Raw genomic sequence first — 23,866 nt, forward strand, 5'->3', positions numbered from 1 at the left:
ACCGGCCGGTTTGTTTGCCGTTGTGCCGTGTCAGTGGAGGCGCATTATAGGGAGTTAATTCCGCCTGACAACCCTTAATTTGAAAAAAGTGATCGTTTGCTCATTCTGCAAGCAAATTACTCAAAAAAGGGTGATTTTTGGCTATTTTTTAAACAAAAACGAGCCCGGCGGGCTCGTTTTTTCTTTTATGACTTACTGCATGGCCACGATACGCTCATCTTTCACCGTTAGCTGTACCGGTTTGCCCGGTATTAACTCACCAGAAAGAATCTGCTGCGCCAATGGGTTTTCGATCTGCTGTTGGATAGCGCGTTTGAGAGGACGCGCGCCATAGACCGGATCGTAACCATTCGCACCGAGCAGTTTCAGCGCTTCGTCGGAAATTGTGACCGTATAGCCACGCTCTTCCAGACGTTTATAGAGACGCTGCAGCTGTATCTGGGCAATCGAGGCGATATGTTTTTCCGCCAACGGGTGGAACACAACAACTTCGTCGATACGGTTAATAAACTCTGGACGGAAGTTTTGACTAACAACACCCAGCACCAGCTCTTTCATATGACTGTAGTCCAGGTCGCCAAAACGTTCCTGAATCAAATCGGAACCCAGGTTTGACGTCATTATGACCACCGTATTACGGAAGTCGACCGTTCTGCCCTGCCCGTCTGTCAGACGACCGTCATCCAGCACCTGCAACAGAATGTTGAACACATCCGGGTGCGCTTTTTCGACTTCATCTAACAAGATGACGGAATAAGGGCGACGACGAACCGCCTCGGTCAGATAACCGCCCTCTTCATAACCGACATATCCCGGAGGTGCACCCACCAGCCGCGAAACGGAGTGTTTTTCCATAAACTCCGACATGTCGATACGCACCATCGCGTCATCACTGTCGAACATAAAATTCGCCAGGGTTTTACACAGTTCGGTTTTACCCACCCCGGTCGGCCCGAGGAACAGGAACGAACCAATGGGCCGATTCGGATCGGACAGCCCCGCGCGGCTACGGCGAATAGCGTTGGATACAGCCTCGACCGCTTCATCCTGACCGATCACCCGATGATGTAGATCGTGTTCCATGCGCAACAATTTTTCGCGCTCGCCTTCCATCATTCGTGCGACAGGAATACCGGTCCAGCGCGCCAGCACTTCGGCGATCTCCGCATCGGTGACGCGGTTACGCAACAGGCGCATGGTTTTACCTTCCGCTTGTGTTGCGGCAGCCAACTGTTTCTCCAGTTCAGGGATTTTCCCATACTGAAGCTCCGACATACGCCCAAGATCGCCATTACGCCGCGCCTGTTCCATGGCAATTTTTGCCTGCTCCAGCTCCGACTTAATTGTCTGCGTACCAGAAAGAGAGGCTTTTTCCGCTTTCCACTCTTCTTCTAATGTAGAGTACTGCCGTTCTTTATCGTCGAGCTCTTCATTTAACATTTCGAGCCGTTTGATACTGGCCTCATCAGACTCTTTCATAAGTGCCCGCTGTTCCAGTTTGAGCTGGATAATGCGGCGATCGAGCCGGTCGAGTTCTTCCGGTTTCGAGTCAATCTGCATACGAATGCTGGAGGCGGCTTCATCTATCAGGTCAATGGCTTTATCCGGCAGTTGACGGTCAGAGATATAACGGTGCGACAGCGTTGCCGCAGCCACGATTGCCGGGTCGGTAATTTGCACATGATGATGCAACTCATAACGCTCTTTCAGACCACGCAAAATAGCGATGGTATCTTCCACCGTCGGTTCGGCGACCAGCACTTTCTGGAAACGACGCTCAAGCGCCGCATCTTTTTCAATATACTGGCGATACTCGTCAAGAGTGGTTGCGCCGACGCAGTGCAGTTCACCGCGAGCCAGCGCGGGTTTCAGCATATTGCCCGCGTCCATGGCGCCGTCGGCTTTACCGGCCCCAACCATCGTGTGCAGCTCGTCGATAAACAGAATGACGTTGCCTTCCTGTTTCGACAGATCGTTCAGTACGCCTTTTAGACGTTCTTCAAATTCACCACGATATTTAGCACCTGCGACCAGCGCGCCCATATCCAGTGCCAGTACCCGACGGCCTTTCAGCCCTTCCGGTACTTCACCGTTTACTATGCGCTGCGCCAAACCTTCAACAATAGCGGTTTTACCGACACCCGGTTCACCAATCAGTACCGGGTTATTTTTGGTACGCCGTTGCAGCACCTGAATGGTACGGCGGATCTCTTCATCACGACCGATAACCGGATCGAGCTTGCCCTGTTCTGCACGCTCGGTCAGATCAACGGTAAATTTTTTTAAGGCCTGACGCTGATCCTCGGCCCCCTGATCGTTCACGCTGTCTCCCCCACGCATTTGTTCAATCGCCTGGGTCACATTAGCGGTTGTCGCGCCAGCAGATTTGAGTAAATCCGTCAGCGTACCGCGTGATTCCAGCGCTGCCAGAACGAAGAGTTCCGACGAGATAAAGTTGTCGCCTCGTTTTTGCGCCAGCTTGTCGCAAAGGTTCAGCACGCGCACCAAATCTTGTGAAGGCTGCACATCGCCGCCGGTGCCTTCCACCTGCGGCAAACGGCTTAGTGCCTGCTCGATAGCGGTACGTAACTGGCCAGCGTTGACGCCGGCTGAGGTTAATAAAGGATGAATCGAACCGCCTTCCTGATTCAGCAAGGCGCTCATTAAATGAAGAGGTTCGATAAATTGGTTGTCGTGCCCGAGTGCGAGGGACTGGGCATCGGCGAGAGCAAGCTGGAATTTATTGGTAAGACGATCCAGACGCATAACTCCTCCCATAACAGGTCAAAATTGCTACTGGAGATTAAATGAGGTCATCCCTCAATTATTCAAGGTGAATGACCTGAATTATGCGAAAGAAAACCTACGCGTACTGGATCGTCTTGATTCTTTAGGTTATATCAGCCAAATGAAACTTGCCATACGCCCCGTCGTCTTGTCCCGGCGGTATGAGAAAAAATCACCCTTCTCGGTAAAAGTGCAGCGATCGCCACCGAAAACCTGCGTAACGCCAGCGCCTGCAAGCCGCTGGCGCGCAAGCTGATAAATATCAGCAAAATATTTTTCACCGTGGGGACGAAAAGCGCTGTCGGCCCGACGGTCGTGGGCCATAAACGCTTTGCGAACTTCTGCGCCAACTTCAAACGCCTGCGGACCAATCGCCGGGCCGAGCCACGCCAGCAGGTTTGCCGGTTTATCCTGGAAACAGGCAATCGTCTCTTCCAGCACGCCCGCGCATAACCCGCGCCAGCCAGCGTGCGCCGCCGCCACTTCGGTGCCATCACGGTTACAAAACAGCACCGGTAAACAGTCTGCGGTCATCACCGCACAGACCGTACCGGGTGTGTTGCTGTATGACGCATCCGCCCGTTTCGACGCATAAGGCTCACCGCTGAGCGTTAGCACAGCGGTGCCATGCACCTGTTCAAGCCAGACCGGTTTTGACGGAAAACCGCCTGCGGCGAACAAGCGAGCACGATTCTCTTCAACATGTTCGCCATTATCGCCACAGTGAGCGCCAAGATTCAGGGAATCCCAGGGCGGCAAACTTACGCCGCCTGCACGCGTAGAGCTGCAGGCCGCTACACCTTGCGGCTGCGGCCAGTCCGGGAGGATCAGATTGGTCATAACCAGGCAATATCATCCTTATGGGTTTCGAAATCAGCACGCATCGCATCAATCAAATCGACCATATCTTGTGGAATGGGCGCATGCCATTCCATTTCAATCCCGGTGATTGGATGGTAAAGACGCAGCATGGTGGCATGCAGAGCCTGACGGTCAAACTTGCGCAGCGCATCGATAAACTCTTCGGATGCACCTTTCGGTGGACGCGGGCGTCCACCGTAAAGCTGATCGCCCACCAGCGGATGGGTAATATGGGACATATGCACGCGAATCTGGTGCGTACGCCCCGTTTCCAGGCGCAGACGCAGGCGCGTATGTACCCGGAAGTGTTCCATAATCCGGTAGTGCGTTACCGCCGGTTTGCCCATCGGGTGCACCGACATATGCGTACGCTTGGTCGGATGGCGGCTGATGGGTTCTTCCACCGTACCGCCGGAGGTCATATGCCCAATCGCTACCGCTTCATATTCACGGGTGATTTCACGCAGCTGCAGTGACTCCACCAGCCGCGTCTGGGCGGGTACGGTTTTCGCCACCACCATTAAACCGGTGGTGTCTTTATCCAGGCGATGGACGATACCGGCGCGCGGCACATCGACAATCGGTGGATAATAATGAAGCAGTGCGTTAAGTACCGTACCATCGGGATTACCGGCACCGGGGTGCACCACCAGATCGCGCGGTTTATTAATGACCAGGATGTCATCATCTTCATAAACGATGGTTAGCGGAATATCCTGCGGTTCAAAGCGGGCTTCTTCTTCGATTTCCGCATTGATAGCAATTCGTTCTCCACCCAACACTTTCTCTTTCGGCGTGTCGCAGACAACGCCGTTGACCAGCACGCGCTGGTCAAGAATCCATTCTTTTATTCGCGAACGTGAATAATCCGGGAACAATTCGGCCAAAGCCTGATCTAAGCGTTGACCGAGTTGATTTTCGGACACCGTTGCGGTGAGTTGTACCAGTTGTGCCATATACAGCTTCTTCGTTAACGTTGGGTTTTACGGCTTCGCCGTTTAATATAGTGTGCTATTGTAGCTGGTCTTAGTCGGGAGCAGGAATAAAGAATCTCCCGCATAAACATTCTGAGGAAAGTCTAAACGTCATGACGCGCTTGAAATATCTGGTGGCAGCCGCCACGTTGAGTCTGGCTTTGGCGGGTTGCTCCGGTTCAAAGGAAGAGGTGCCTGATAACCCACCAAATGAAATCTACGCGACTGCACAGCAAAAGCTGCAAGACGGTAACTGGAAGGCGGCAATAACGCAACTGGAAGCTCTGGATAATCGTTATCCGTTTGGTCCTTACTCACAACAAGTGCAGTTGGATCTGATTTATGCGTACTACAAAAACGCCGATCTGCCGCTGGCGCAAGCCGCTATCGACCGTTTTATCCGTCTAAATCCAACCCATCCCAATATCGACTACGTGATGTATATGCGTGGGCTGACTAATATGGCGTTGGATGACAGTGCGCTGCAGGGGTTCTTCGGCGTCGATCGTAGCGATCGCGATCCGGCGCATGCCCGTGACGCATTTAAAGATTTCTCAAAACTGGTGCGCGGCTATCCAAATAGCCAGTACGTGACCGACGCCACCAAACGCCTGGTGTTCCTGAAAGATCGCTTGTCGAAATATGAACTGTCGGTCGCGCAATACTATACCGATCGCGGTGCATGGGTTGCCGTAACCAACCGTGTCGAAGGCATGCTGCGTGACTTCCCGGATACCAAGGCGACACATGAGGCGCTACCGCTCATGGAAAGAGCCTACCGTGAACTGCAGCTGAATGCGCAGGCGGACAAAGTGGCGAAGATCATTGCGACGAACAGCAACCGCAGCTGATCGCGCCTGAAATGCAAAACGGCAGCCCTTGAGCTGCCGTTTTTTTATTCGTTTTATCTATCACCGGAGCGGCTTAGCCGCAATCCATCCTATCAACTATGACCTCAATCCCGGGCTTATACAAGGTTAATTTGCCCTCATCCTGTCCTGTCTCACAAAACCTTTGCTTTGACAAAAAGTGACAAAATAATGAGATTTAAATCACACATTTTGACATTAGGGGAGGTATGCTGAGATCACCTAGACGGAAAGACAAGAGGTAAAATTTATGACAATGAACATTACCAGCAAGCAAATGGAAATTACTCCGGCTATTCGCCAGCATGTCACAGACCGTCTCGCCAAACTTGAAAAATGGCAAACTCAACTGATTAACCCGCATATCATCCTGTCCAAAGAGCCGCAGGGCTTTACCGCTGATGCAACAATCAACACACCGAACGGGCAACTGGTCGCCAGCGCGAAGCATGATGATATGTATACCGCAATTAATGATTTGATTAACAAGCTGGAACGGCAGCTCAATAAAGTGCAGCACAAAGGTGAAGCGCGTCGCGCCGCAACATCGGTGAAAGATGCAAGCTTCGTTGAGGAAGAAGAAGAAGAGTAATCTCTATATTGAGTCCATCCTGACGCGCCTTCGGGCGCGTTTTTTATTGACAGAGCGAAAACAGTGCGGGTACTGTACTTCCGTCGCCTACAGGATAATTTTATGAAAAGTGTTCCGTTTTTCTTCGCATTCTTTTTTACCTTCCCCAATTAGGGAGGCGATTCGTTTTGTGATAAAGAATGCGAAGACGAACAATAAGGCCTCCCACTGCGGGAGGCCTTTTTTATTGATAACAATTAGAGATAAAAGGCAACAACATGACGGCTGAAAACCCCTTACTGGATTTACGCGTTAAGATAAGCGCACTGGATGAACAGTTGCTAAAGCTGCTGGCCGAGCGCCGCCAGCTCTCTGTTGAAGTTGGCAAAGCCAAGCTGGAATCTCACCGTCCGGTACGCGATATCGATCGCGAACGTGATTTACTCGAACGCTTAATCGAACTGGGCAAGTCGCACCATCTGGATGCGCATTATATTACCCGCCTGTTCCAGTTAATTATCGAAGACTCCGTTCTTACGCAGCAGGCATTGCTTCAGCAAAACCTCAATAAAAATAACCCGCATTCCGCCCGTATCGCCTTTCTGGGTCCGAAAGGCTCTTACTCTCATTTGGCCGCGCGCCAGTATGCGGCGCGTCATTTTGAAGAGTTTATCGAAAGCGGCTGCCTGAAATTTCATGATATTTTCAGCCAGGTGGAAACCGGCCAGGCGGATTACGCCGTCGTCCCGCTGGAGAATACCACCTCGGGCGCGATTAACGACGTGTATGACCTGCTCCAGCACACCACGTTATCGATTGTTGGCGAACTGACGGTGCCTATCGATCACTGCCTGCTGGTTTCTGGTACCACCGAACTTGAACAGATCACTACCGTTTACAGCCATCCGCAGCCTTTCCAGCAGTGCAGCCAGTTCATTAACCGCTTTCCGCAGTGGAAAATTGAATATTGTGAAAGTACCTCCGCAGCGATGGAAAAGGTCGCTCAAGCGAATTCTCCGCAAATTGCGGCGCTGGGCAACGAGGCCGGTGGCGCACTGTATGGTTTGCAGGTGCTGGAACGTAATTTGGCGAACCAGACGCAGAACATTACACGCTTTGTGGTGCTGGCCCGCAAAGCGATTGATGTTTCCGATCAGGTACCGGCAAAAACGACCCTGCTGATGGCCACCGGCCAACGGGCCGGTTCGCTGGTTGAGGCTCTGCTGGTGCTGCGCAATCATAATGTGATTATGACCAAACTGGAGTCGCGGCCGATTCACGGCAATCCATGGGAAGAGATGTTTTACATCGATGTTCAGGCCAACCTGCAATCCGCCCAGATGCAAAAAGCGCTACGCGAACTCACGGATATCGCGCGTTCGCTGAAAGTTCTCGGCTGCTACCCAGGCGAGAATGTGCTGCCGGTCGATCCGACTTAACACTCTTTAAAAAGTGGCTTCTTCATGCCTGCCACCGACACCGGCAGGGTGAAGATCGCGCCCGACAGCGGATACTGGGCGACTTCCTCCTGCGACATATTTTCTCGGGTGGTAGTAATAAACAGCGTTTTCATATCGGGACCGCCGAAGCAGACCATCGTCGGGCAACGCACCGGCAAACGGTACTCTTCAAGCTGTTCGCCCTCAGGCGAAAAACGGGCCACGCGCCAGCCGTCAAACATGGCGCTCCAGTAACAGCCTTCCATATCCATCGCCGCCCCATCCGGAATGCCTTCCCCGGCACTGAAACGGCGGAATACTTCCCGCCTTCCCGGCTCGCCCTGCTCGTCCAGTGGCGTGCGGTAAATCACGCCGTTCGGCGTATCGGAGGTGAACATCCACTGCTTATCATGGCTAAAGGCAAGGCCATTGGCGCCATGAATATCGCACTGCACCACTTTCGGCGTGAGATCGTTATCAATGCGCATCAGAAGCGCGCCATTATAGTCGCCCGGTCCCCAGAACGTGCCGGCATAAAAACGGCCAAGATGATCGGTACCGCCATCGTTGAAGCGCGCCAGCTGCGGGTTGGATGGGTTATCGCACACTTTTTGTCGCAGTAAGCCGCGCGTATCTGTTAGCCAAATGGCATTGCGCATCGCCACGATAAAGCCGCCTTTTTCACGTAACGCAAAACAGCCTACCTCTTCAGCAAACGACAGCACCGTATGTTCGCCCGAGGCTAAATGGTAACGGTGAATCTCGCCTTGCAAGATATCCGCCCAGTAGAGCGCCTGCTCCGTCTCGCTCCAGGTGGGGCATTCCGGTAACTCTCCGGTGTAATCAAACAGCGTCTGCAGCTCAGCCATTACATGTATCCCTTAAATGAAAAAAGCCAGCGGGTTAGCACTGGCTTTTCAGTATAAACGGCTTTTTAACTTACGGTCGGCTGTCGTTGGCCTGACGTAGCAACACGCGGCTTTCGCTCTGGAATCGTTGAGCATAGTCGCCAAACCAATGTTCAACTTTGCGGAAGCTGTCGATAAACGCCTGCTTATCGCCCTGCTCCAGCAGGCCAATCGCCTCGCCAAAGCGCTGATAGTAACGCTTGATCAGCGCCAGGTTATTAGAGGAGGACATAATAATGTCGGCATACAGCTGGGGATCCTGGGCAAACAAGCGGCCGACCATTGCCAGCTCAAGGCGATAAATCGGTGACGAGAGCGCCAGTAACTGCTCAAGCTGCACATTCTCTTCCGCCAGATGCAGGCCATAAGCGAATGTCGCAAAGTGGCGCAGCGCCTGAATAAACGCCATGTTCTGATCGTGCTCAACGGCGCTGATGCGGTGCAAGCGCGCACCCCAGACCTGAATCTGTTCTAAAAACCACTGGTAGGCTTCCGGTTGCCGCCCATCGCACCAGACCACGACCTGTTTCGCCAGGCTGCCGCTGTCTGGTCCGAACATCGGATGCAGGCCGAGCACCGGACCGTTGTGGGCCGTGAGCATGGCCTGCAATGGGCCGCTTTTCACCGACGCCAGATCCACCAGAATACAATCCTGCGGCAAGGTGGGCAGCTTAGCGATAACCTGTTCGGTGATATGAATAGGTACGCTGACAATGACCATGCCCGCGTCCGCCACCAGCGTATCGGCTTGCGCCCAATCCTCTTTCTCGAGGATACGCACCTGGTAGCCCGAAAGGGTCAACATTTTGCCAAACAGCTGCCCCATCTGCCCGCCGCCGCCAACAATCACCACCGGGCGAAGCGCCGGATAGAGGGTTTTGAAGCCCTTATCATTTTCGCTGGAGTAGGATTCGCGCATTACACGGCGCAGCACATCTTCAATCAGATCCGGCGGCACGCCGAGGGATTCGGCCTCTTTTCGGCGCGATGCCAGCATGCTCGCTTCGCGCTCCGGCACATAAATCGGCAAGCCAAACTTGCTTTTCACCTCACCAACTTCCGCCACCAGCTCCAGACGACGAGCCAGTAGTCCCAGCAGCGCCTTATCCACTTCATCAATTTGATCGCGCAGCGCGGTCAGTTCAGCAACCATAACACCCTCTTAAGCAAAACGCGTCGCCAGACTATTTCGCAGATCGTTATTAAGTTCACGCAGTAGCGCTTCCGTCGTTTCCCAACTGATACAAGCGTCGGTTACGGAAACGCCGTACTTCATCTCGCTGCGCGGCTGCTCAGACGATTGATTGCCTTCATGGATATTGCTTTCAATCATCAGGCCGGTAATAGAACGGTTACCGTCTTTGATCTGAGCCACCACCGATTCGGCAACGGCGGGCTGGCGACGGTAATCTTTATTGGAATTACCATGGCTGCAATCTACCATCAGCGACGGTTTCAGTCCCGCCTGCTCCATCTCTTTTTCACACTGCGCGACATCCGCCGGGCTGTAGTTCGGCGCTTTGCCACCGCGCAGGATCACATGCCCATCCGGGTTGCCCTGGGTTTGCAGCAGGCAGACCTGACCGGCCTGGTTAATACCAACAAAACGGTGCGGCATCGCGGCGGCGCGCATAGCATTAATGGCGGTCGCCAGGCTGCCGTCGGTCCCGTTTTTGAACCCTACCGGCATTGATAAACCGGACGCCATTTCGCGGTGCGTCTGCGATTCCGTGGTACGCGCGCCAATGGCCGACCAGCTAAACAGGTCGCCAAGGAACTGCGGGCTATTGGGATCCAAAGCTTCTGTCGCCAGCGGCAGGCCCATACTCACCAGCTCCACCAGCAGACGACGCGCGATCTTAAGACCCGCTTCCACATCAAACGAGCCATCCATGTGCGGATCGTTAATCAGCCCCTTCCAGCCAACGGTGGTACGGGGTTTTTCAAAATAGACGCGCATCACCAGGTAGAGGCTATCGCTGACCTCTGCGGCAAGGGCTTTAAAACGACGGGCATATTCAATCGCGGCATCAGGATCGTGAATCGAACAGGGACCGCAGACCACCAGCAGACGCGGATCGCGCCCGGCAATGATATTCGAGATGGTCTGGCGCGACTGCGCAATTTGCGCTTCCTGCGCGGCGGTCAGCGGGAATGTCGTTTTTAACTGATCCGGGGTGATCAGCACCTGTTCGTCGGTAATATGTACGTTGTTCAGCGCGTCTTTTTGCATGATGGTGATCCTGTATGACTCGTTTGCGATAGAGGTTCCTCAAGTGAGGGTGACGTAACGATAACATAATCGGTAAAGATTTCAATCCACAAAACGGAACGATTACTTTACAAAGTGAAAATGAACGCTGTTTAACAGCCATTCAATTGGAATGAAATCTTTACATTAGCAGTAGTAATTTATGCCCTCGTCGTAACCGATCGCGCTGCACGCTGTTTCCAGCGCGCGGCATCTATCAGTATAAACACCAGCAGGCTTGCCCCCATTACCGGCAACGCCACCGCGAAAAAGAGCGCGAGGCAAGCGGTGATGACTCGTCCTGTTACTGGCAGCAGCAACCAGCCGTGTAATAGCGTGTTTGCCGGATTCCCATTCGCACTGGCCGGACGGCGGATCCACCACAAGCGATAACCCACCACAATCATCACGCACAGCGCGCTACCAAACGCGATCAGCAGTAGCTGATTCACCAGCCCAAACAGGATCCCCATATGGAAATCGACGCCCCAGCGGGTCAGTTTTGCCATGAGTGGAAAATCGGCGAACCGCGTGCGATTGGTAACGGTCATGCTGTTGCCATCGATCGCTACCGCATCCACGCGCGTCGGCCAGCGGCGATCGATTTCCGTTACCGTCCAGGCTTTATCGGTGCTGCGCGGCGGGCGGATCTCCACCTTCGTGGCGGCGATCCCCGCCTGCCGCGCGCTGCGCAATGTCTCGTCGAAAAGCCGCGGATCAAGCGGCATCTCCGGCATCGTCATATCAGCCATCCTGTGATGTTCCGCGTGCGGATCGCTGGCGCCCGGCGCACCAGCCAGCTGTGTATTAAGCTGGGGCGTCATCCAGTCAAACTTCGCACGCAGGCTGTCGACATTGCCGCCGGCCCATTGCGACCACGTCAGGCCGGTGGCAGAAAAAAGCAGCATGCCGGCAAGCAATATCCAGCCCAACGTGACATGCAGGCGGCGATGACGCTGCAGCGCATTATTAAGGCGTCGTTTTGGCCGGGTAAAAAACCACAGCGTAATGCCACCAAGGGCCGCCACCCACATCCATGAGGCGGCCAGTTCGCTGTAAACCCGGCCAATATCGCCCAGCAGTAACGAACGGTGGAGATAATCAATCCATTGACGCAACGGCAAGATCCCGCTGGTGCCATACACCGTCATATCCCCTTTCACCTCCAGCGTTACCGGATCGATAAACAGGGCGCGGTTTTCTGATGCGCCTAACTGCGGGTCAGCAAACATCACGCGGGTAGTTTCATTCCCGTCGAGTCCCGGACGTACCGCATGCAGGCGCAGATGGCCGCCGGTAGCCTGTTCAGCAACGGCAATTTGCTCGGCAAGGGGCTGCCTCGCTCCCCCCTCAACGCTATAAAGCGCATCGTGATAGAGCCAGTTTTCCAGCTGTGGCGTCGCCACATACAGGGTGCCGCTCAGGGCGGCGACAAAAATAAACGGGCCAATAAACAGGCCTATATAAAAATGCAGGCGTCGCAGCAGGTTCAGCCACGCCGCACGCGGGGTGCAGGTTGTCATACTTTTCCTCAGAAATAGCAAAGCGTTGCCGTTTCGCGCAGGCGAACGGACCGAATGTTAAGGGTCAGGAAAAGCAGATTTGCGGCGGGGCGCGGGTATCGGGGCACAGCCAGGGGAAGAAGATCCAGTGTCGAACGCGCTGGCGGCGAATCGCCTGCCGAATGCGAGCCACGTGACCAGACACCAATAAAACAATGAGAAAAATGAGGCCAGGGACATGGGCCAGCAACACGCAGTAACCGCAGGCTTCACCATGATCGACGGGCAGGCTGTGGGATGAATCAGGCTGGTGAGAATCCGGCTGCGATGTCAGATCATGATTGTGCATCGGCATACTCATCTCGTGATGCATGCCGGGCATCGCGCTCAGCGGATCTTTTTGCAGCGCGACGGAGATAAGCGGCGCGACAAGGATCAGCAGAATCGCAAACAGCGCCAGCCCTGCGGCTGCGCGTTGAACGGCGGTATGCTGAAAGACGTTTTTTACCACTTCTCCTCCCGGATGAAGCGGCATTGTAAACGAAATATCAGCAGAAAGTTAATGGTTCTGTTGCTTGCAGGCGTGCTGAGCGCCGGGGTTTAAACGTGTTTTTCCAGCGTGAAGATCACCACGCCAAACGGCACTATTTCCGCAACGCCGCACTCAAAATCCACCGCACCGTTGGTGAGGCGCACTTTGCCGCCCGGCAGACGCACCACATCAAACACGTCCAGCGCATCGTCAATACTGATAAACCAGCGGCCGTTGCCAATTTTTTGCGCGTTGGTATCCACCAGCCAGCCCGCATTGAGCCCTTCAATAAACTTCAGGCCGTCCGTTGAGGATGGCGCAAAGCTGCTGTCCAGCGTCCAGACGCCTGCCTCTTTCAACTCGCCGGATTCGAGGCGAAACTTCGCAATGCTGAGAGCGGCGTCATTTTTTTCTGTTCCGCTAACCGTAGCGGGATACATCTCGCCTTTACCCGTCGCCAGCCAGCCTAACGAGACACCGGTATCCAGCGCGCAGGTCACCACCACATCGCCGGGGAAAAACTCGCGGCGCACCCAGGTACTGATGGTACCGGAAGAGATATCGAGCAAATCCCCCAGCTCTTTTTGCATCTCAAAGCCGTAGGCATCAAGAATGCGGCGCAGCACCGGACGCCCGCCGGTGGCGAGAATTTCATCGTATAAGGCTTTACCTTTCGGCACTGGCTTATCAGAGAGTTTTGCATTTGCAAACTCACCGCTTACCAGCCACTGCAATTCAGCACCGGTATCAAGGGCGCATTTGACTATCGCTTTATAGGGCACGCTGTCGCGCTGGATCCAGCTGCTGATATTGTTCGCCGGCACGTCCAGCGCCTCCGCGAGGGCCTTCTGGCTGGAGACGGAATAGGACGCGGCAATGCGCTCAATCACATCCTGAACACTCATCTTGTTTTCACTCATGGACACCAACATCGAAAAAGTGATTTACACAATCGCATTTGCGATCTATATTGCTGTGTATCGACAGAAATGCACACTCACTCAGTACATTTCAAACAACAGGAGATAATGCGATATGTCAGATGCAAAATCAATGCCGCCGCATCTATTATTCATCTCACAAATACAATTCACTTCTCTATCTCTTTGCCGGGAGAACAATGTAATGGCTATGCGGCGTCCGCCGCGTGCCGTGGAAATTAAGCAGACGAAACGGCATCGCTTAAGTGGGAGTGCCGCCCGGTGCGGATCTTGCGCAGGCGTACGTTTTATCGAAAAGGCGTCAAGGACAACATGGTTCAGCCATTGCTCAACCCCGATGAAAAGCCATACCAGACGGTTTACAGGGTTTGGCACCTCCTTACAGCAAGGAGCCGCAGCAGCCTGCCGATACACAAATTTTGCTTTTGCAAGCTAGCACTTGTGCAGGAGCACCTATGGCTATCACATCTCCCGCCGCCCATGTTCCGCTCAATACCTCGCAACGGCTGAGCGGGTTAAACCATATTGCTGAAATTCGCTGCCGCTTATGGGGCGATAACTGGAACGAAGTGGCACGCTTTATCGAAGCGCTACGCGATAAGCGCGATGAATATGCAGAAGAGAACAACCGGGCGCTGGCGGCGATTTTCTTTCTTGCCCGCGTGCCATCCGCTCGCCAGGCGCTAGCGCCAAATGCGCTGACCCTTGAGGAGAAGCGCGCGGTGATTGCCGCCATGAACCATTTCCGCGCAGTGGTAAGCCAGTTTCCGAAACGGCTCACCATGCCGCTGTAACCCAACGTTTATCACCATGACGTCAACCCGTCGGGCATTCCTTTGCCCAAATTCAGGAGAAACCATGAAAAAACAGCCCCGCCAATCATCCACCCGCAGCCCGGAGGAGCTCTCGCTGCTGCTGGCGAAAGCGCGCGCCCATGAACGCCAGCGCTGCGCTCGCGCTTTTTCTGACAGGCTTGATGGACTGGCAACGCATATCTACAACTTGCGCCTCGGATGGTGCGACACCACCGAGTTATTGCGCCAGGAAGTCAACCATATTGAAAACCAGGCGCAGGAGATTGATTAATGGCCGATGAAATGGATCTTGCCCAGCAACGTGAGCTGGAAGAGCGCGAACGCCATATTCACCATGCGCGTCATCGTCTGCTGGCCCCCTCAAGGCTGACCTGCGAACTTTGCGATGCCCCGATCCCACAAGCGCGGCGCATGGCCCTGCCCGGCGTGACCTGCTGCGTCGGTTGTCAGCAGATTGTCGAGCAAAAAGACAAGCATTACAGGAGACGCTAATTGTCCGTCACCTGGGCTTATCCCTGGAACGCGCCGCGTTCTGCCATCAGTTGCCCCGGCCTTACCCACGCTGAACTGCACCGCCGCAACCACCATATTGCTGCGGTGTTGCAGGCGCGAAAGGCGCTGGCACTGCAACCTGAGTGCGTGCGCGTTTCATTGACCCTTGCTGCGGATGCGCTGGAAAAAGAGCAGGGTACGGCGCGCACCGAAGCCTTTCTGCTGCATTTCCACCAGCGACTGCTACCGAGGCTCAAGGTGGTGGCGCAACGCTATCAACTTAGCAATCTACATCCGCAAGTATCGAAAGCGGTGTTCAATGGTCATTTCGACACGGTGATTCATCACGGACTGGCGGATCGCTTAGTGTCGCTTTTCACCCGCTACAACCAGTTGCCGGATATGAGCAAAGCGCAGACAGAGCGGCTGGCCGCGGATATCGCCAATTTTATACGCGGCGAACTGGCTGAACACGACGACGCCAGCGCCAGTGAGCTGAAGACGTTGCACCGCTGGTATCTGCATGCGGGCACCATCGCTCTGCAATTTAATGTGACCCCGCCGCACTGGCAGCGCGTGACGCAAAAAGTCGCCCGCGCGGAAGATATGGCACCAGCAATAATGCGCCTGTTCAACGAACAGTGGTGGCGCGGGCATTTGCGCAAAACCGCCGCGCAATGGCGGGAGCATCTGCATATCGCCCTTGGCAACGTCAGTAAGAAAAAGCAGCCCTACGCCAGTGCACAGTGCGTAACGGCGTGGCGCGAGCAAAAGCGGCGCAACCGCGAATTTCTCAAGAGCATGGAGCTGGAAGATGAAGAGGGAAATCGCATTAGCCTTATTGATAAACACGACGGTTCAGTGGCCAACCCGGCGATCCGCCGCTGTGAGCTTATGACACGGATGCGTGGTTTTGAAACTATCTGCGAAAGCCTCGGTTATGTGGGCGAATTTTATACGCTTACCGCGCCTTCGGCCTGGCATGCGACCACGCGGGCCGGTTACCGCAACCGGAAATGGAACGGCGCCAGCCCGGCGCAAACTCAGGCCTATTTCACGCGGCTGTGGGCGCGTATTCGCGCGAAACTGCACCGCAACGGTTTACGCGTATTCGGTATCCGCGTCGCGGAACCTCATCATGACGCAACCCCGCACTGGCATCTGCTGCTGTTTATGCAGCCGCAGGAGGCGGCACGCATCCGTGAAATCTTGCGTGATTTCGCCTGTCAGGAAGATAACGCTGAACTCAGCAGCGCGAAGGCGCAGCGGGCGCGCTTTCATGCTGAACCCCTCGATGCAAAAAAAGGCAGCGCTACCGGTTATATGGCGAAGTACATCGCCAAGAATATCGATGGCTATGCGCTGGAAGGTGAAATCGACTTTGACAGCGGCGCGTTGTTGAAAGAGAGCGCCTGCGCCGTCTCCGCGTGGGCGACGCGCTGGCATATCCGCCAGTTTCAGTTTGTTGGCGGCGCGCCGGTGACGGTTTACCGTGAGTTGAGAAAGCTTGTCGATAGCGAACTCGCCCAGGGTTTAAGCGTGGAATTCGCCCAGGTACATAACGCTGCAGATAACGGGGACTGGGCAGGTTACGTTAACACGCAGGGCGGGCCCTTTGTTACACGCGATGCGGTGCAGGTACGCACGCTGTATGAGGCCGATGGTGATATGAATCAATATGGCGAAGAAATCCTGCGTGTGCGCGGCGTTTATGACAGTACGGTTGGCAGCGGGTCGCCGTTGCTTACCCGGCTGAAGAAGTGGAAAATTGTGCCAAAACGCGCGCAAGAAGCCAGCCCGAACGCGGCTCTTTCTTGGAGTTCTGTCAATAACTGTACGCCCTTCGATCCCGATCAACGGTTGAACCGGCGCCAGCGTCGACAACTGACCCACCGGCTGCGGAACGATATTCTACAGACACGTAAAGGTATGAAAAAAACCTGTATCTTTACCCATAAAAATATCAGGGCATTAGCTGGAAACACATGGGAAGAACCGCTAGCAGAAAGAGATAATGGTTTTCTTAATCAGCAACATAGTGATGGCCCGAAATAATTATCGCTTCCCATAAGTAATCGGCCTATGATACTGTACAAATATACAGTAAAAGACATTCATGAGAGGGATTCATGGTCTCTGAACAACTCAATCAGATGCAGCATAAATGGGCATGTGTGCAATTTATTGCCGAGGTGTCTCTGCTGGCGAACTGCAAACCGTCCGATTTGAAGCTGGCGCTGAGTCTGATTGCGGACCTCGCCAACAGCGAAAACGCCGCCGCCGAAGATAAGGATATTTTTTACCAGGCTGAATAGCCCCCTGCCCTTTCCCCGCTACCGACAGTTAACGCTGCCGGGATCCCATCGCGCCATGCAGAATGCTGTTGCTGGCGCGCTTATACCTGCTTTTTCTGCCACCTGCCTGTTGTGCCAGCCCTTAACCAGCCCTGAAAGATAGCCGCCATTGCCGCCAGTCAGCAAACTTAACCATGGGGAAAAACCTTCCTGATGGTGAGAGAAGCGAACGATGAATGTACAAACACAACAAGGCGATACCCTCGACCTGCTTTGCCTACGCTATTACGGCCGTACGGCCTCGGTGGTCGAAGCGGTCCTTGCTGCCAATCCCGGACTTGCCGAGCTCGGCGTAATTTTGCCGTATGGCACGACGGTGAGCCTGCCTGACGTTCAAACACAACCCGTTAAAGAGACGGTGAACCTATGGGCCTGACTATCGAAAAAGTCACCTCATCGCTGGCGTACTGGATAAGCGTTGCGCTGACCTTTTTCGGTGCCATGACCCCGCAGGACTTCGCCGCCTATTTTGGTGCGCTGGGCGTAGCCGTGACCGTGGCGGTGAATTGGTACTACCGTCGCAAAAGCTATTTGTTCCTGCGGTCCTGCGCATCCACACAGGAGGTGATAAATGGGATTACCGATAAAACGCTGTAGCGCCGCAGCGGTGCTGGCGCTGGCGGTCATGCTGCCGGATTTTCGCTTATTGAAAACCTCGCAGCAGGGGCTGGCGCTGCTTGCCGATCTGGAAGGCTGTCACCTGCGCCCTTATCAGTGCAGCGCTGGGGTTTGGACATCGGGCATTGGTCATACCTCTGGCGTGACCCCGACGCGTGATGTCAACGAGAAAAAGGCAGCGGGCAATCTGGTCGCCGATGTGTTGCAGATTGAACGCCGACTGGCGCAGTGCGTACCTACGCAGATGCCCGCCCCCGTCTATGACGCGGTGGTTAGCTTTGCTTTTAACGTCGGCAGCGGCGCGGCGTGCCGTTCGACGCTGGCGTATTTCCTTAATAAAGAGCAGTGGCAACAGGCTTGCGATCAGCTGCCACGCTGGGTGTTTATTAAGGGCGTGCGCAGTGGCGGGCTGGAAATCCGTCGCCAGCGCGAACGCGCCAGATGCCTGCAGGGGGTGCAATGAAAGCCTGGTTAATCGCCCTGGTCATCGCCTCCCTCGGCCTTTTGTGGCTGGTACAGCAAAACCACTCCCTTAGCGCCGCGCTGGCGCAATCCCGTCAGCTTGCACATGAGCAAAACGACACCATCGCGCAGTTAAAAGCCCAACTGAGCGCCACCCAAACGTTAGCGGATAAAAATCAGCAAGCCCAGGTTGCGCTGCGCCTGCAGCTGGACGCGGCCAGCACGCACGCGGTGCAGCGCGAACAGGCTATTACGAGGTTAGTAAATGAAAATGATGCGTTTCGCCGCTGGTACAGCACTCGCTTACCTGATGCTGTGCGTCGGGTGCACCAGCGCCCCGCCTGCCCCTCCGCCGGTCACTGTTTACAGCAGTTGCCCGCAGGTCAACCTGTGCCCGATGCCGGCAAGCGCACCGCAAACTAATGGCGATTTGAGCGCCGATATCCGTCGGCTTGAGAACGCGCTTGAACAGTGCGCGTTACAGGTCGAAACCGTTAAACATTGTCAGGATGAGATCAATGCTAAAACCCAAAACGCTGCGCACCGCGCTGATTGAAGCCGTTCCGGTGCTGCGCGATAACCCTTCCATGCTGCGCCTGTGGGTAGATAAAGGGCGTAATACCGCCACGCTGTCAAACTCACTGTCGTTTGAAAAACAGTTCAGCCTGAATATCGCCGTCAGTGGTTTTGCCGACGATATTGATACGCTGTTCGTGCCGGTGATGGCGTGGCTGCGTGATAACCAGCCCGAGATCCTCACGACCGAAGCCGGTCGTAACGGCTGCTTTAGCTGGACGCTGGTGACCAACGCCGACGGCACGCAAGATTTAAACATCGTGCTGCAGCTGACCGAGCGGACCAAAGTAACGGAAGTGAATGGCGCGCTGTATGCCGAAACGCTGGCGGAACCGCTGCCGCCCGCCGTCGTTAACCGCCCGACAGAGCTCTATATCAACGGTGAGCTGGTGAGCCGCTGGCCTGGCTAATCGCCATTAAGGCCGCGTTGTGCCAAAAGCCGGACAGCCTTGTCCGTTTCTCAATGCCGCTCACCCATAGGATGATTTCCGTTATGAATACACAACTTTCCCTCTCTGAACTGGCCCGCTTGCTGCGCAATATGATCCGCACCGGGATCATCGTTGACGTCGACCTGAATACCGGCCGCTGCCGCGTGCAGAGCGGTGGCCTCATTACGCAATGGCTGCAGTGGTTAACCCAGCGCGCCGGGCAATCGCGCAACTGGTGGGCCCCTTCCGTTGGTGAACAGGTGCTACTGCTGGCCGTCGGCGGCGAGCTTGATACCGCTTTTGTGCTGCCGGGGATCTTCTCCGATGACCACCCGGCACCTTCGGCTTCGGCGGACGGCGTGCATATCGCCTTTCCCGATGGTGCGGTAATTGAATATGAGCCCAAAACCAGTGCGTTAATGGTGAGCGGCATTAAAACCGCTACCGTCAGCGCCTCGCAATCCCTTACCGCTACCGTGCCGGAAGTGCTGGTAAAAGCCACTACTCGCATCACGCTGGACACCCCGGAAGTGGTTTGCACTCACAAACTTATCACCGGCACGCTGGAGGTCCAGCAAGGCGGCACGATGAGCGGCAATATCAGCCACGGCGGCGGATCCCTTTCGTCCAACGGCAAAGTACTGCATACCCATCAACACCCCGGCGACAGCGGCGGCACAACAGGAGCGCCTTTATGACCTTTCGTTACTGCGGATTAAACCGCGACACCGGCAAACGTCAAACGGACGTTGAACATATCCGCCAGAGCATTAGCGATATTTTACGCACGCCGCTTGGCTCAAGAGTGATGCGACGCGATTACGGCTCATCGCTGTTTGAGATGATCGACCAGCCGCTTACCCCGACGCTGGCGCTGCAAATTCAGTCCGCCTGCTATATGGCGCTGCTGAAATGGGAGCCGCGTATCACCCTGAGCGCGGTGACCGCCGAGCGCCAGTCGGACGGCAAGCTGGTGGTCGATTTGACCGGCCAGCTCGCCAGCACCGGCGAATCACTTTCATTAACCCTTCCAGTGAGTTAAAACCATGCCGATTATCGATCTGAGCCAACTGCCGGCGCCGGATGTGGTCGAGGAGCTTGATTATGAGGCTATCCTCGATGACCGCAAAGCGACGCTGATTTCTCTGTTTCCCGCTGATGAGCAAGAAGCGCTGGCGCGTACGCTGGCCCTTGAATCCGAGCCATTGACCAAATTCCTGCAGGAGAATGCCTACCGGGAAGTTCTCTGGCGCAGCCGCGTTAACGAAGCCGCGCGCGCGGTGATGCTGGCCTACGCTGCCGGGAACGATCTGGATGTGATGGCCGCCAACAGTAACACCGCGCGGCTGGTAATATCCCCTGCCGATGACCGCACCCTTCCGCCGACACCGGCGGTAATGGAATCCGATAAAGATTTGCGCCTGCGCGCGCAGCAGGCCTTTGAAGGATTAAGCGTTGCCGGGCCGGAAGGCGCTTATGAGTATCATGGCCGCAGCGCCGATGGGCGAGTGGCGGATATTTCGGTTTTCAGCCCGAACCCGGCTTATATCACCGTCTCCGTGCTCTCCCGCGAGGGCGACGGCAGCGCCAGCGCCGAACTGGTCGCCATCGTCGATAAAGCACTCAACGCTGAAGATGTGCGCCCCGTTGGCGACCGCGTTACGGTGCAGAGCGCGGAGATCGTCCCTTATCAGATCCATGCCACCCTCTACTTTTACCCCGGCCCGGAGTCGGAGCCCATTCGCCTGGCCGCCGAACAGAAGCTGAAAGCCTATATCAGTACGCAGCGGCGACTGGGGCGCGATATTCGCCAGTCGGCCATTTATGCCGCGCTGCATGTTGAAGGCGTGCAGCGGGTCGAACTGAGCGCGCCGCTTAGCGATTTGGTGCTGGCGAAGAATCAGGCGTCGCACTGCACCGACTGGAGCATTACCGCCGGAGGCACCGATGAATGACGACCGTTTGTTGCCCGTTGGCTCATCGAAGCTTGAGGTGGCAGCGGTAAAAGCGGCGGCGAATATTGAGCGCGTGCCGGTGCCGCTGCGCTCATTGTGGGATCCGCTGACCTGCCCGGCCGAACTGTTGCCGTACCTGGCGTGGGCGCTCTCCGTCGACCGCTGGGATTTTAACTGGCCGGAAGCGACCAAACGTAAAGTGATCGCCGCGTCTTTTTTCGTCCATCAACACAAAGGTACTCGCAGTGCGCTGCGCCGGGTGGTTGAGCCGCTGGGCTTTCTAATTGAGTTACGCGAATGGTGGGAGGATAACGCCGAGCCAGGCACCTTTAAGCTGGTGATTGGCGTACAGGAGAATGGGATTACCGAGGAGATGTACCTTGAGCTGGAACGGCTGATTCATGATGCCAAACCGGCGAGCCGTCATCTTACCGGTTTAAATATCAGCCTGAGCAGCAGCGGTGAGTTTTACGTGGGCACTGGTTGCTATCTGGGGGAAGAGCTGACGGTCTATCCCTACCTGCCTGAGGAGATTTCGGTGGGCGGTGAATATTACCCCGCATCCGCTGTGCATCTCGTTGATGAAGTCAGCATTTCTTAACTGCCTTGAGTGCAGATAACGGGCTTCGGCCCGTTTTTTTTACCCGCTACGTTGTGCCAGCGGGCAGCCAACCCCCGTCGATAGCGTTCGGTTGGTGCTGAACGGAAAATGCTTTCTGTACCCATTCATCACCCAACAACCTGAGAGTTAACGCATGACAGCAAAATTTTTTGCCATTCTGACCAATCAGGGTGCGGCGAAGCTGGCGAACGCCGCCTCGCTCGGCACAAAACTGAATCTTTCACAGATGGCGATCGGTGACGCGAACGGCGCATTACCGACTCCCGATCCGGCGCAAACTAAACTGATTAATCAGAAACGCATTGCGCCGCTAAACCGCCTTTCTGTTGATCCTAACAACACTAACCAAATCATTGCCGAACAGGTTATTCCGGAAAACGAAGGCGGCTACTGGATCCGTGAAATCGGCCTGTATGACGATGAAAACGTGCTTATCGCCGTCGCTAACTGCCCGGAAACCTACAAACCGCAGCTGCAGGAAGGCAGCGGACGGACGCAGACGATTCGCATGGTGGTGGTGGTGTCATCCACGGCGGCGGTCACGCTGAAAATCGACCCGTCTGTCGTGCTGGCGACGCGCCAGTACGCCGATGACCTGATGAGTAATCATGTTAAAGCCAGCAATCCGCACGCCCAATATGCGCCGCTGGCAAGCCCGGTATTTATTGGTATGCCCACCGTACCGGATACCCATATCGGCAATGCTGGTCAGCAGATCGCCAACACCAGATTTGTGCACGATGTTATCAACGACGACAACACTATTTTGCCGGTGGGCGTCCCTGTTCCCTGGCCGCAAGCAGCGGCACCCGGCGGATGGTTTAAATGCAACGGCGCAGCGTTTGATAAAGCGCGGTATCCAAGATTAGCGACTGCGTATCCGGCAGGCGTGCTACCGGATCTGCGCGGAGAGTTTATTCGTGGTTTGGATGATGGCCGAGGGTTGGATATTGGACGTGCATTACTTTCAGCGCAAGCTGATGAATTCAGATCCCATAACCATAGATTTATCAATGAATATCATACTCCGACGATAAGAATCGTTGGTGCTACAGATGAAAATAGCGAAGGTGTTGAAGCCAATCAGGTCGCTGGAGTACGGGCATGGACTTATATTTGGATGGAAGAAACAGGTGGCGTAGAAACACGCCCGCATAATATCGCATTTAACTACATCGTGAGGGCGCAATAATGTCTACAGCCACCCTGAATAAAAACCGCTTAGCTACCGAAACCGGTGAGATAACTGTTTATAACTTTAACGCAACCACTCGCGAATACCTTTCAACCTCTATTGAATATCTGGTCGTTGGCGTGGGCATTCCGGCAAACGCGACGCTTGATGCGCCGCTTGCAGCAAAAGAAGGGTATGCCGTATGCCGATCCACGACCAATGAGACATGGGAATATATTCCCGATCATCGTGGCGAGACGGTGTATGACATCGAGAATGGCAAACCAGTACCGCTGACTGAACTGGGCGATTACCCGGCGGATGTCACCAGTCTTGTGCCAGCAACGCCTTACGATAAATGGAATGGCAGCGCATGGGTGACAGATGAAAATGCGCAAAAAACCGCGCAGGTTGATAAAGCGGAACAGAGTAAAACGCAACGGCTAATAGCCGCCAAAAATACTATCAGCCTGTGGCAAACCGAACTGCAGCTCGGCGTTATCAGCGATGACGATAAAAAGCAGCTTATCGCCTGGTTAAATTACATCAAGCTTGTGCAGGCGGTTGATACCTCGACCGCACCGGATGTCAGCTGGCCTGCACAGCCGTAACATCCACCAAACGGGCCGCGGCCCGTTTTTTACTTGTCAGTTGTCTTACCCCCGAGCCAACCCTCATTTATAGCCTGTCGTCAGTGCTCAGCGGAAAATTGTGGTTACGTTTCCGACAACT

General features: G+C 54.9%; 30 protein-coding genes and 1 other annotated feature. Of the genes, 21 read left to right on the plus strand and 9 right to left on the minus strand.

Features of this window, described 5'->3' with window-relative positions; genetic code table 11:
- Window positions 1-192: 192 nt before the first annotated feature.
- From clpB to rluD, 3 genes are all read right to left on the minus strand, one after another.
- Window positions 193-2,766 carry an ATP-dependent chaperone ClpB gene (gene clpB, locus RW65_RS12170; RefSeq protein ID WP_039057015.1) on the minus strand — a complete coding sequence of 858 codons (2,574 nt, stop codon included), beginning with the start codon at window positions 2,764-2,766 and terminating at the stop codon, window positions 193-195.
- A 129-nt stretch (window positions 2,767-2,895) separates the two neighbouring features.
- Window positions 2,896-3,627 carry a purine nucleoside phosphorylase YfiH gene (gene yfiH / locus RW65_RS12175; protein WP_039057016.1) on the minus strand — a complete coding sequence of 244 codons (732 nt, stop codon included), beginning with the start codon at window positions 3,625-3,627 and terminating at the stop codon, window positions 2,896-2,898.
- Complete coding sequence (rluD, locus tag RW65_RS12180) at window positions 3,624-4,604, minus strand: 23S rRNA pseudouridine(1911/1915/1917) synthase RluD (protein WP_039057017.1); 981 nt, start codon at window positions 4,602-4,604, stop codon at window positions 3,624-3,626. Before rluD ends, yfiH begins: the two co-directional genes overlap by 4 nt.
- 131 nt (window positions 4,605-4,735) lie before the next feature.
- Here rluD and bamD point away from each other — a divergent pair, with 131 nt between their 5' ends.
- The 4 genes from bamD to pheA all read left to right on the plus strand — a co-directional run bounded on the left by bamD (window position 4,736) and on the right by pheA (window position 7,501).
- Window positions 4,736-5,473 carry an outer membrane protein assembly factor BamD gene (bamD, locus tag RW65_RS12185; protein ID WP_039057018.1) on the plus strand — a complete coding sequence of 246 codons (738 nt, stop codon included), beginning with the start codon at window positions 4,736-4,738 and terminating at the stop codon, window positions 5,471-5,473.
- A 268-nt stretch (window positions 5,474-5,741) separates the two neighbouring features.
- Window positions 5,742-6,083 carry a ribosome-associated translation inhibitor RaiA gene (raiA, locus tag RW65_RS12190; protein ID WP_039057019.1) on the plus strand — a complete coding sequence of 114 codons (342 nt, stop codon included), beginning with the start codon at window positions 5,742-5,744 and terminating at the stop codon, window positions 6,081-6,083.
- Between the two features lie 101 nt (window positions 6,084-6,184).
- Window positions 6,185-6,310, plus strand: a sequence feature (Phe leader region).
- On the plus strand, window positions 6,186-6,236 hold the full coding sequence (pheL, locus tag RW65_RS22680) for a pheA operon leader peptide PheL (RefSeq protein WP_156124000.1): 51 nt from the start codon (window positions 6,186-6,188) through the stop codon (window positions 6,234-6,236). It overlaps the preceding feature by 51 nt.
- A gap of 30 nt (window positions 6,311-6,340) precedes the next feature.
- On the plus strand, window positions 6,341-7,501 hold the full coding sequence (pheA, locus tag RW65_RS12195; protein ID WP_039057020.1) for a bifunctional chorismate mutase/prephenate dehydratase: 1,161 nt from the start codon (window positions 6,341-6,343) through the stop codon (window positions 7,499-7,501).
- On the opposite strand, the gene RW65_RS12200 is transcribed toward pheA, so the two are convergent.
- The 6 genes from RW65_RS12200 to RW65_RS12225 form a co-directional block, all read right to left on the minus strand.
- The gene (locus RW65_RS12200; RefSeq protein WP_039057021.1) at window positions 7,498-8,370 is read right to left on the minus strand and encodes an SMP-30/gluconolactonase/LRE family protein; all 873 of its coding nucleotides are present in this window, start codon (window positions 8,368-8,370) and stop codon (window positions 7,498-7,500) included. The genes pheA and RW65_RS12200 overlap by 4 nt on opposite strands.
- A 70-nt stretch (window positions 8,371-8,440) precedes the next feature.
- A complete protein-coding gene (gene tyrA, locus RW65_RS12205; RefSeq protein ID WP_039057022.1) occupies window positions 8,441-9,562 on the minus strand; it encodes a bifunctional chorismate mutase/prephenate dehydrogenase in 1,122 nt (373 codons plus the stop codon).
- A gap of 9 nt (window positions 9,563-9,571) precedes the next feature.
- On the minus strand, window positions 9,572-10,642 hold the full coding sequence (aroF, locus tag RW65_RS12210; RefSeq protein ID WP_039057023.1) for a 3-deoxy-7-phosphoheptulonate synthase AroF: 1,071 nt from the start codon (window positions 10,640-10,642) through the stop codon (window positions 9,572-9,574).
- A gap of 179 nt (window positions 10,643-10,821) precedes the next feature.
- A complete protein-coding gene (locus RW65_RS12215; protein ID WP_039057024.1) occupies window positions 10,822-12,183 on the minus strand; it encodes a PepSY-associated TM helix domain-containing protein in 1,362 nt (453 codons plus the stop codon).
- Between the two features lie 64 nt (window positions 12,184-12,247).
- On the minus strand, window positions 12,248-12,673 hold the full coding sequence (locus RW65_RS12220; protein WP_039057025.1) for a DUF2946 domain-containing protein: 426 nt from the start codon (window positions 12,671-12,673) through the stop codon (window positions 12,248-12,250).
- Between the two features lie 89 nt (window positions 12,674-12,762).
- Complete coding sequence (locus RW65_RS12225) at window positions 12,763-13,614, minus strand: phage repressor protein CI (RefSeq protein ID WP_039057026.1); 852 nt, start codon at window positions 13,612-13,614, stop codon at window positions 12,763-12,765.
- Between the two features lie 476 nt (window positions 13,615-14,090).
- Here RW65_RS12225 and RW65_RS12230 point away from each other — a divergent pair, with 476 nt between their 5' ends.
- The 17 genes from RW65_RS12230 to RW65_RS12305 all read left to right on the plus strand — a co-directional run bounded on the left by RW65_RS12230 (window position 14,091) and on the right by RW65_RS12305 (window position 23,745).
- A complete protein-coding gene (locus RW65_RS12230; RefSeq protein WP_039057027.1) occupies window positions 14,091-14,429 on the plus strand; it encodes a DUF5347 family protein in 339 nt (112 codons plus the stop codon).
- Between the two features lie 64 nt (window positions 14,430-14,493).
- Window positions 14,494-14,721 carry a DUF2732 family protein gene (locus RW65_RS12235; protein WP_039057028.1) on the plus strand — a complete coding sequence of 76 codons (228 nt, stop codon included), beginning with the start codon at window positions 14,494-14,496 and terminating at the stop codon, window positions 14,719-14,721.
- Complete coding sequence (locus tag RW65_RS12240; protein ID WP_039057029.1) at window positions 14,721-14,942, plus strand: TraR/DksA family transcriptional regulator; 222 nt, start codon at window positions 14,721-14,723, stop codon at window positions 14,940-14,942. Before RW65_RS12235 ends, RW65_RS12240 begins: the two co-directional genes overlap by 1 nt.
- Complete coding sequence (locus RW65_RS12245; RefSeq protein ID WP_039057030.1) at window positions 14,943-16,997, plus strand: replication endonuclease; 2,055 nt, start codon at window positions 14,943-14,945, stop codon at window positions 16,995-16,997.
- 74 nt (window positions 16,998-17,071) lie between these two features.
- Window positions 17,072-17,257, plus strand: a complete 186-nt coding sequence (locus RW65_RS12250; RefSeq protein WP_039057031.1) for a hypothetical protein — start codon at window positions 17,072-17,074, stop codon at window positions 17,255-17,257.
- 211 nt (window positions 17,258-17,468) lie between these two features.
- Window positions 17,469-17,672 carry a tail protein X gene (locus RW65_RS12255; protein WP_039057032.1) on the plus strand — a complete coding sequence of 68 codons (204 nt, stop codon included), beginning with the start codon at window positions 17,469-17,471 and terminating at the stop codon, window positions 17,670-17,672.
- A complete protein-coding gene (locus RW65_RS12260) occupies window positions 17,663-17,893 on the plus strand; it encodes an HP1 family phage holin (RefSeq protein ID WP_039057130.1) in 231 nt (76 codons plus the stop codon). The genes RW65_RS12255 and RW65_RS12260 overlap by 10 nt, the downstream gene beginning before the upstream one ends.
- Complete coding sequence (locus RW65_RS12265) at window positions 17,868-18,377, plus strand: lysozyme (RefSeq protein WP_039057033.1); 510 nt, start codon at window positions 17,868-17,870, stop codon at window positions 18,375-18,377. Before RW65_RS12260 ends, RW65_RS12265 begins: the two co-directional genes overlap by 26 nt.
- Complete coding sequence (gene lysB, locus RW65_RS12270; protein ID WP_039057034.1) at window positions 18,374-18,799, plus strand: Rz-like lysis system protein LysB; 426 nt, start codon at window positions 18,374-18,376, stop codon at window positions 18,797-18,799. Before RW65_RS12265 ends, lysB begins: the two co-directional genes overlap by 4 nt.
- Window positions 18,687-18,932, plus strand: coding sequence for an Rz1-like lysis system protein LysC (gene lysC, locus RW65_RS23040; protein WP_231564386.1), 246 nt, complete (start codon window positions 18,687-18,689; stop codon window positions 18,930-18,932). Before lysB ends, lysC begins: the two co-directional genes overlap by 113 nt.
- Window positions 18,895-19,362: a phage tail protein gene (locus tag RW65_RS12275; RefSeq protein WP_039057035.1), complete on the plus strand. Its 468-nt coding sequence runs from the start codon at window positions 18,895-18,897 to the stop codon at window positions 19,360-19,362. Before lysC ends, RW65_RS12275 begins: the two co-directional genes overlap by 38 nt.
- A gap of 83 nt (window positions 19,363-19,445) precedes the next feature.
- Window positions 19,446-20,081, plus strand: coding sequence for a phage baseplate assembly protein V (locus RW65_RS12280; RefSeq protein ID WP_039057036.1), 636 nt, complete (start codon window positions 19,446-19,448; stop codon window positions 20,079-20,081).
- Complete coding sequence (locus RW65_RS12285) at window positions 20,078-20,425, plus strand: GPW/gp25 family protein (protein ID WP_039057037.1); 348 nt, start codon at window positions 20,078-20,080, stop codon at window positions 20,423-20,425. The genes RW65_RS12280 and RW65_RS12285 overlap by 4 nt, the downstream gene beginning before the upstream one ends.
- A gap of 4 nt (window positions 20,426-20,429) precedes the next feature.
- Window positions 20,430-21,338: a baseplate assembly protein gene (locus RW65_RS12290; RefSeq protein WP_039057038.1), complete on the plus strand. Its 909-nt coding sequence runs from the start codon at window positions 20,430-20,432 to the stop codon at window positions 21,336-21,338.
- Window positions 21,331-21,939 carry a phage tail protein I gene (locus tag RW65_RS12295; protein ID WP_039057039.1) on the plus strand — a complete coding sequence of 203 codons (609 nt, stop codon included), beginning with the start codon at window positions 21,331-21,333 and terminating at the stop codon, window positions 21,937-21,939. The genes RW65_RS12290 and RW65_RS12295 overlap by 8 nt, the downstream gene beginning before the upstream one ends.
- A 154-nt stretch (window positions 21,940-22,093) precedes the next feature.
- Window positions 22,094-23,152, plus strand: a complete 1,059-nt coding sequence (locus RW65_RS12300) for a phage tail protein (protein WP_039057040.1) — start codon at window positions 22,094-22,096, stop codon at window positions 23,150-23,152.
- A complete protein-coding gene (locus tag RW65_RS12305; RefSeq protein ID WP_039057041.1) occupies window positions 23,152-23,745 on the plus strand; it encodes a tail fiber assembly protein in 594 nt (197 codons plus the stop codon). The genes RW65_RS12300 and RW65_RS12305 overlap by 1 nt, the downstream gene beginning before the upstream one ends.
- Window positions 23,746-23,866: the final 121 nt, after the last annotated feature.

This window comes from Enterobacter sp. Bisph1 (assembly GCF_000814905.1).
Taxonomy (GTDB): domain Bacteria; phylum Pseudomonadota; class Gammaproteobacteria; order Enterobacterales; family Enterobacteriaceae; genus Kosakonia.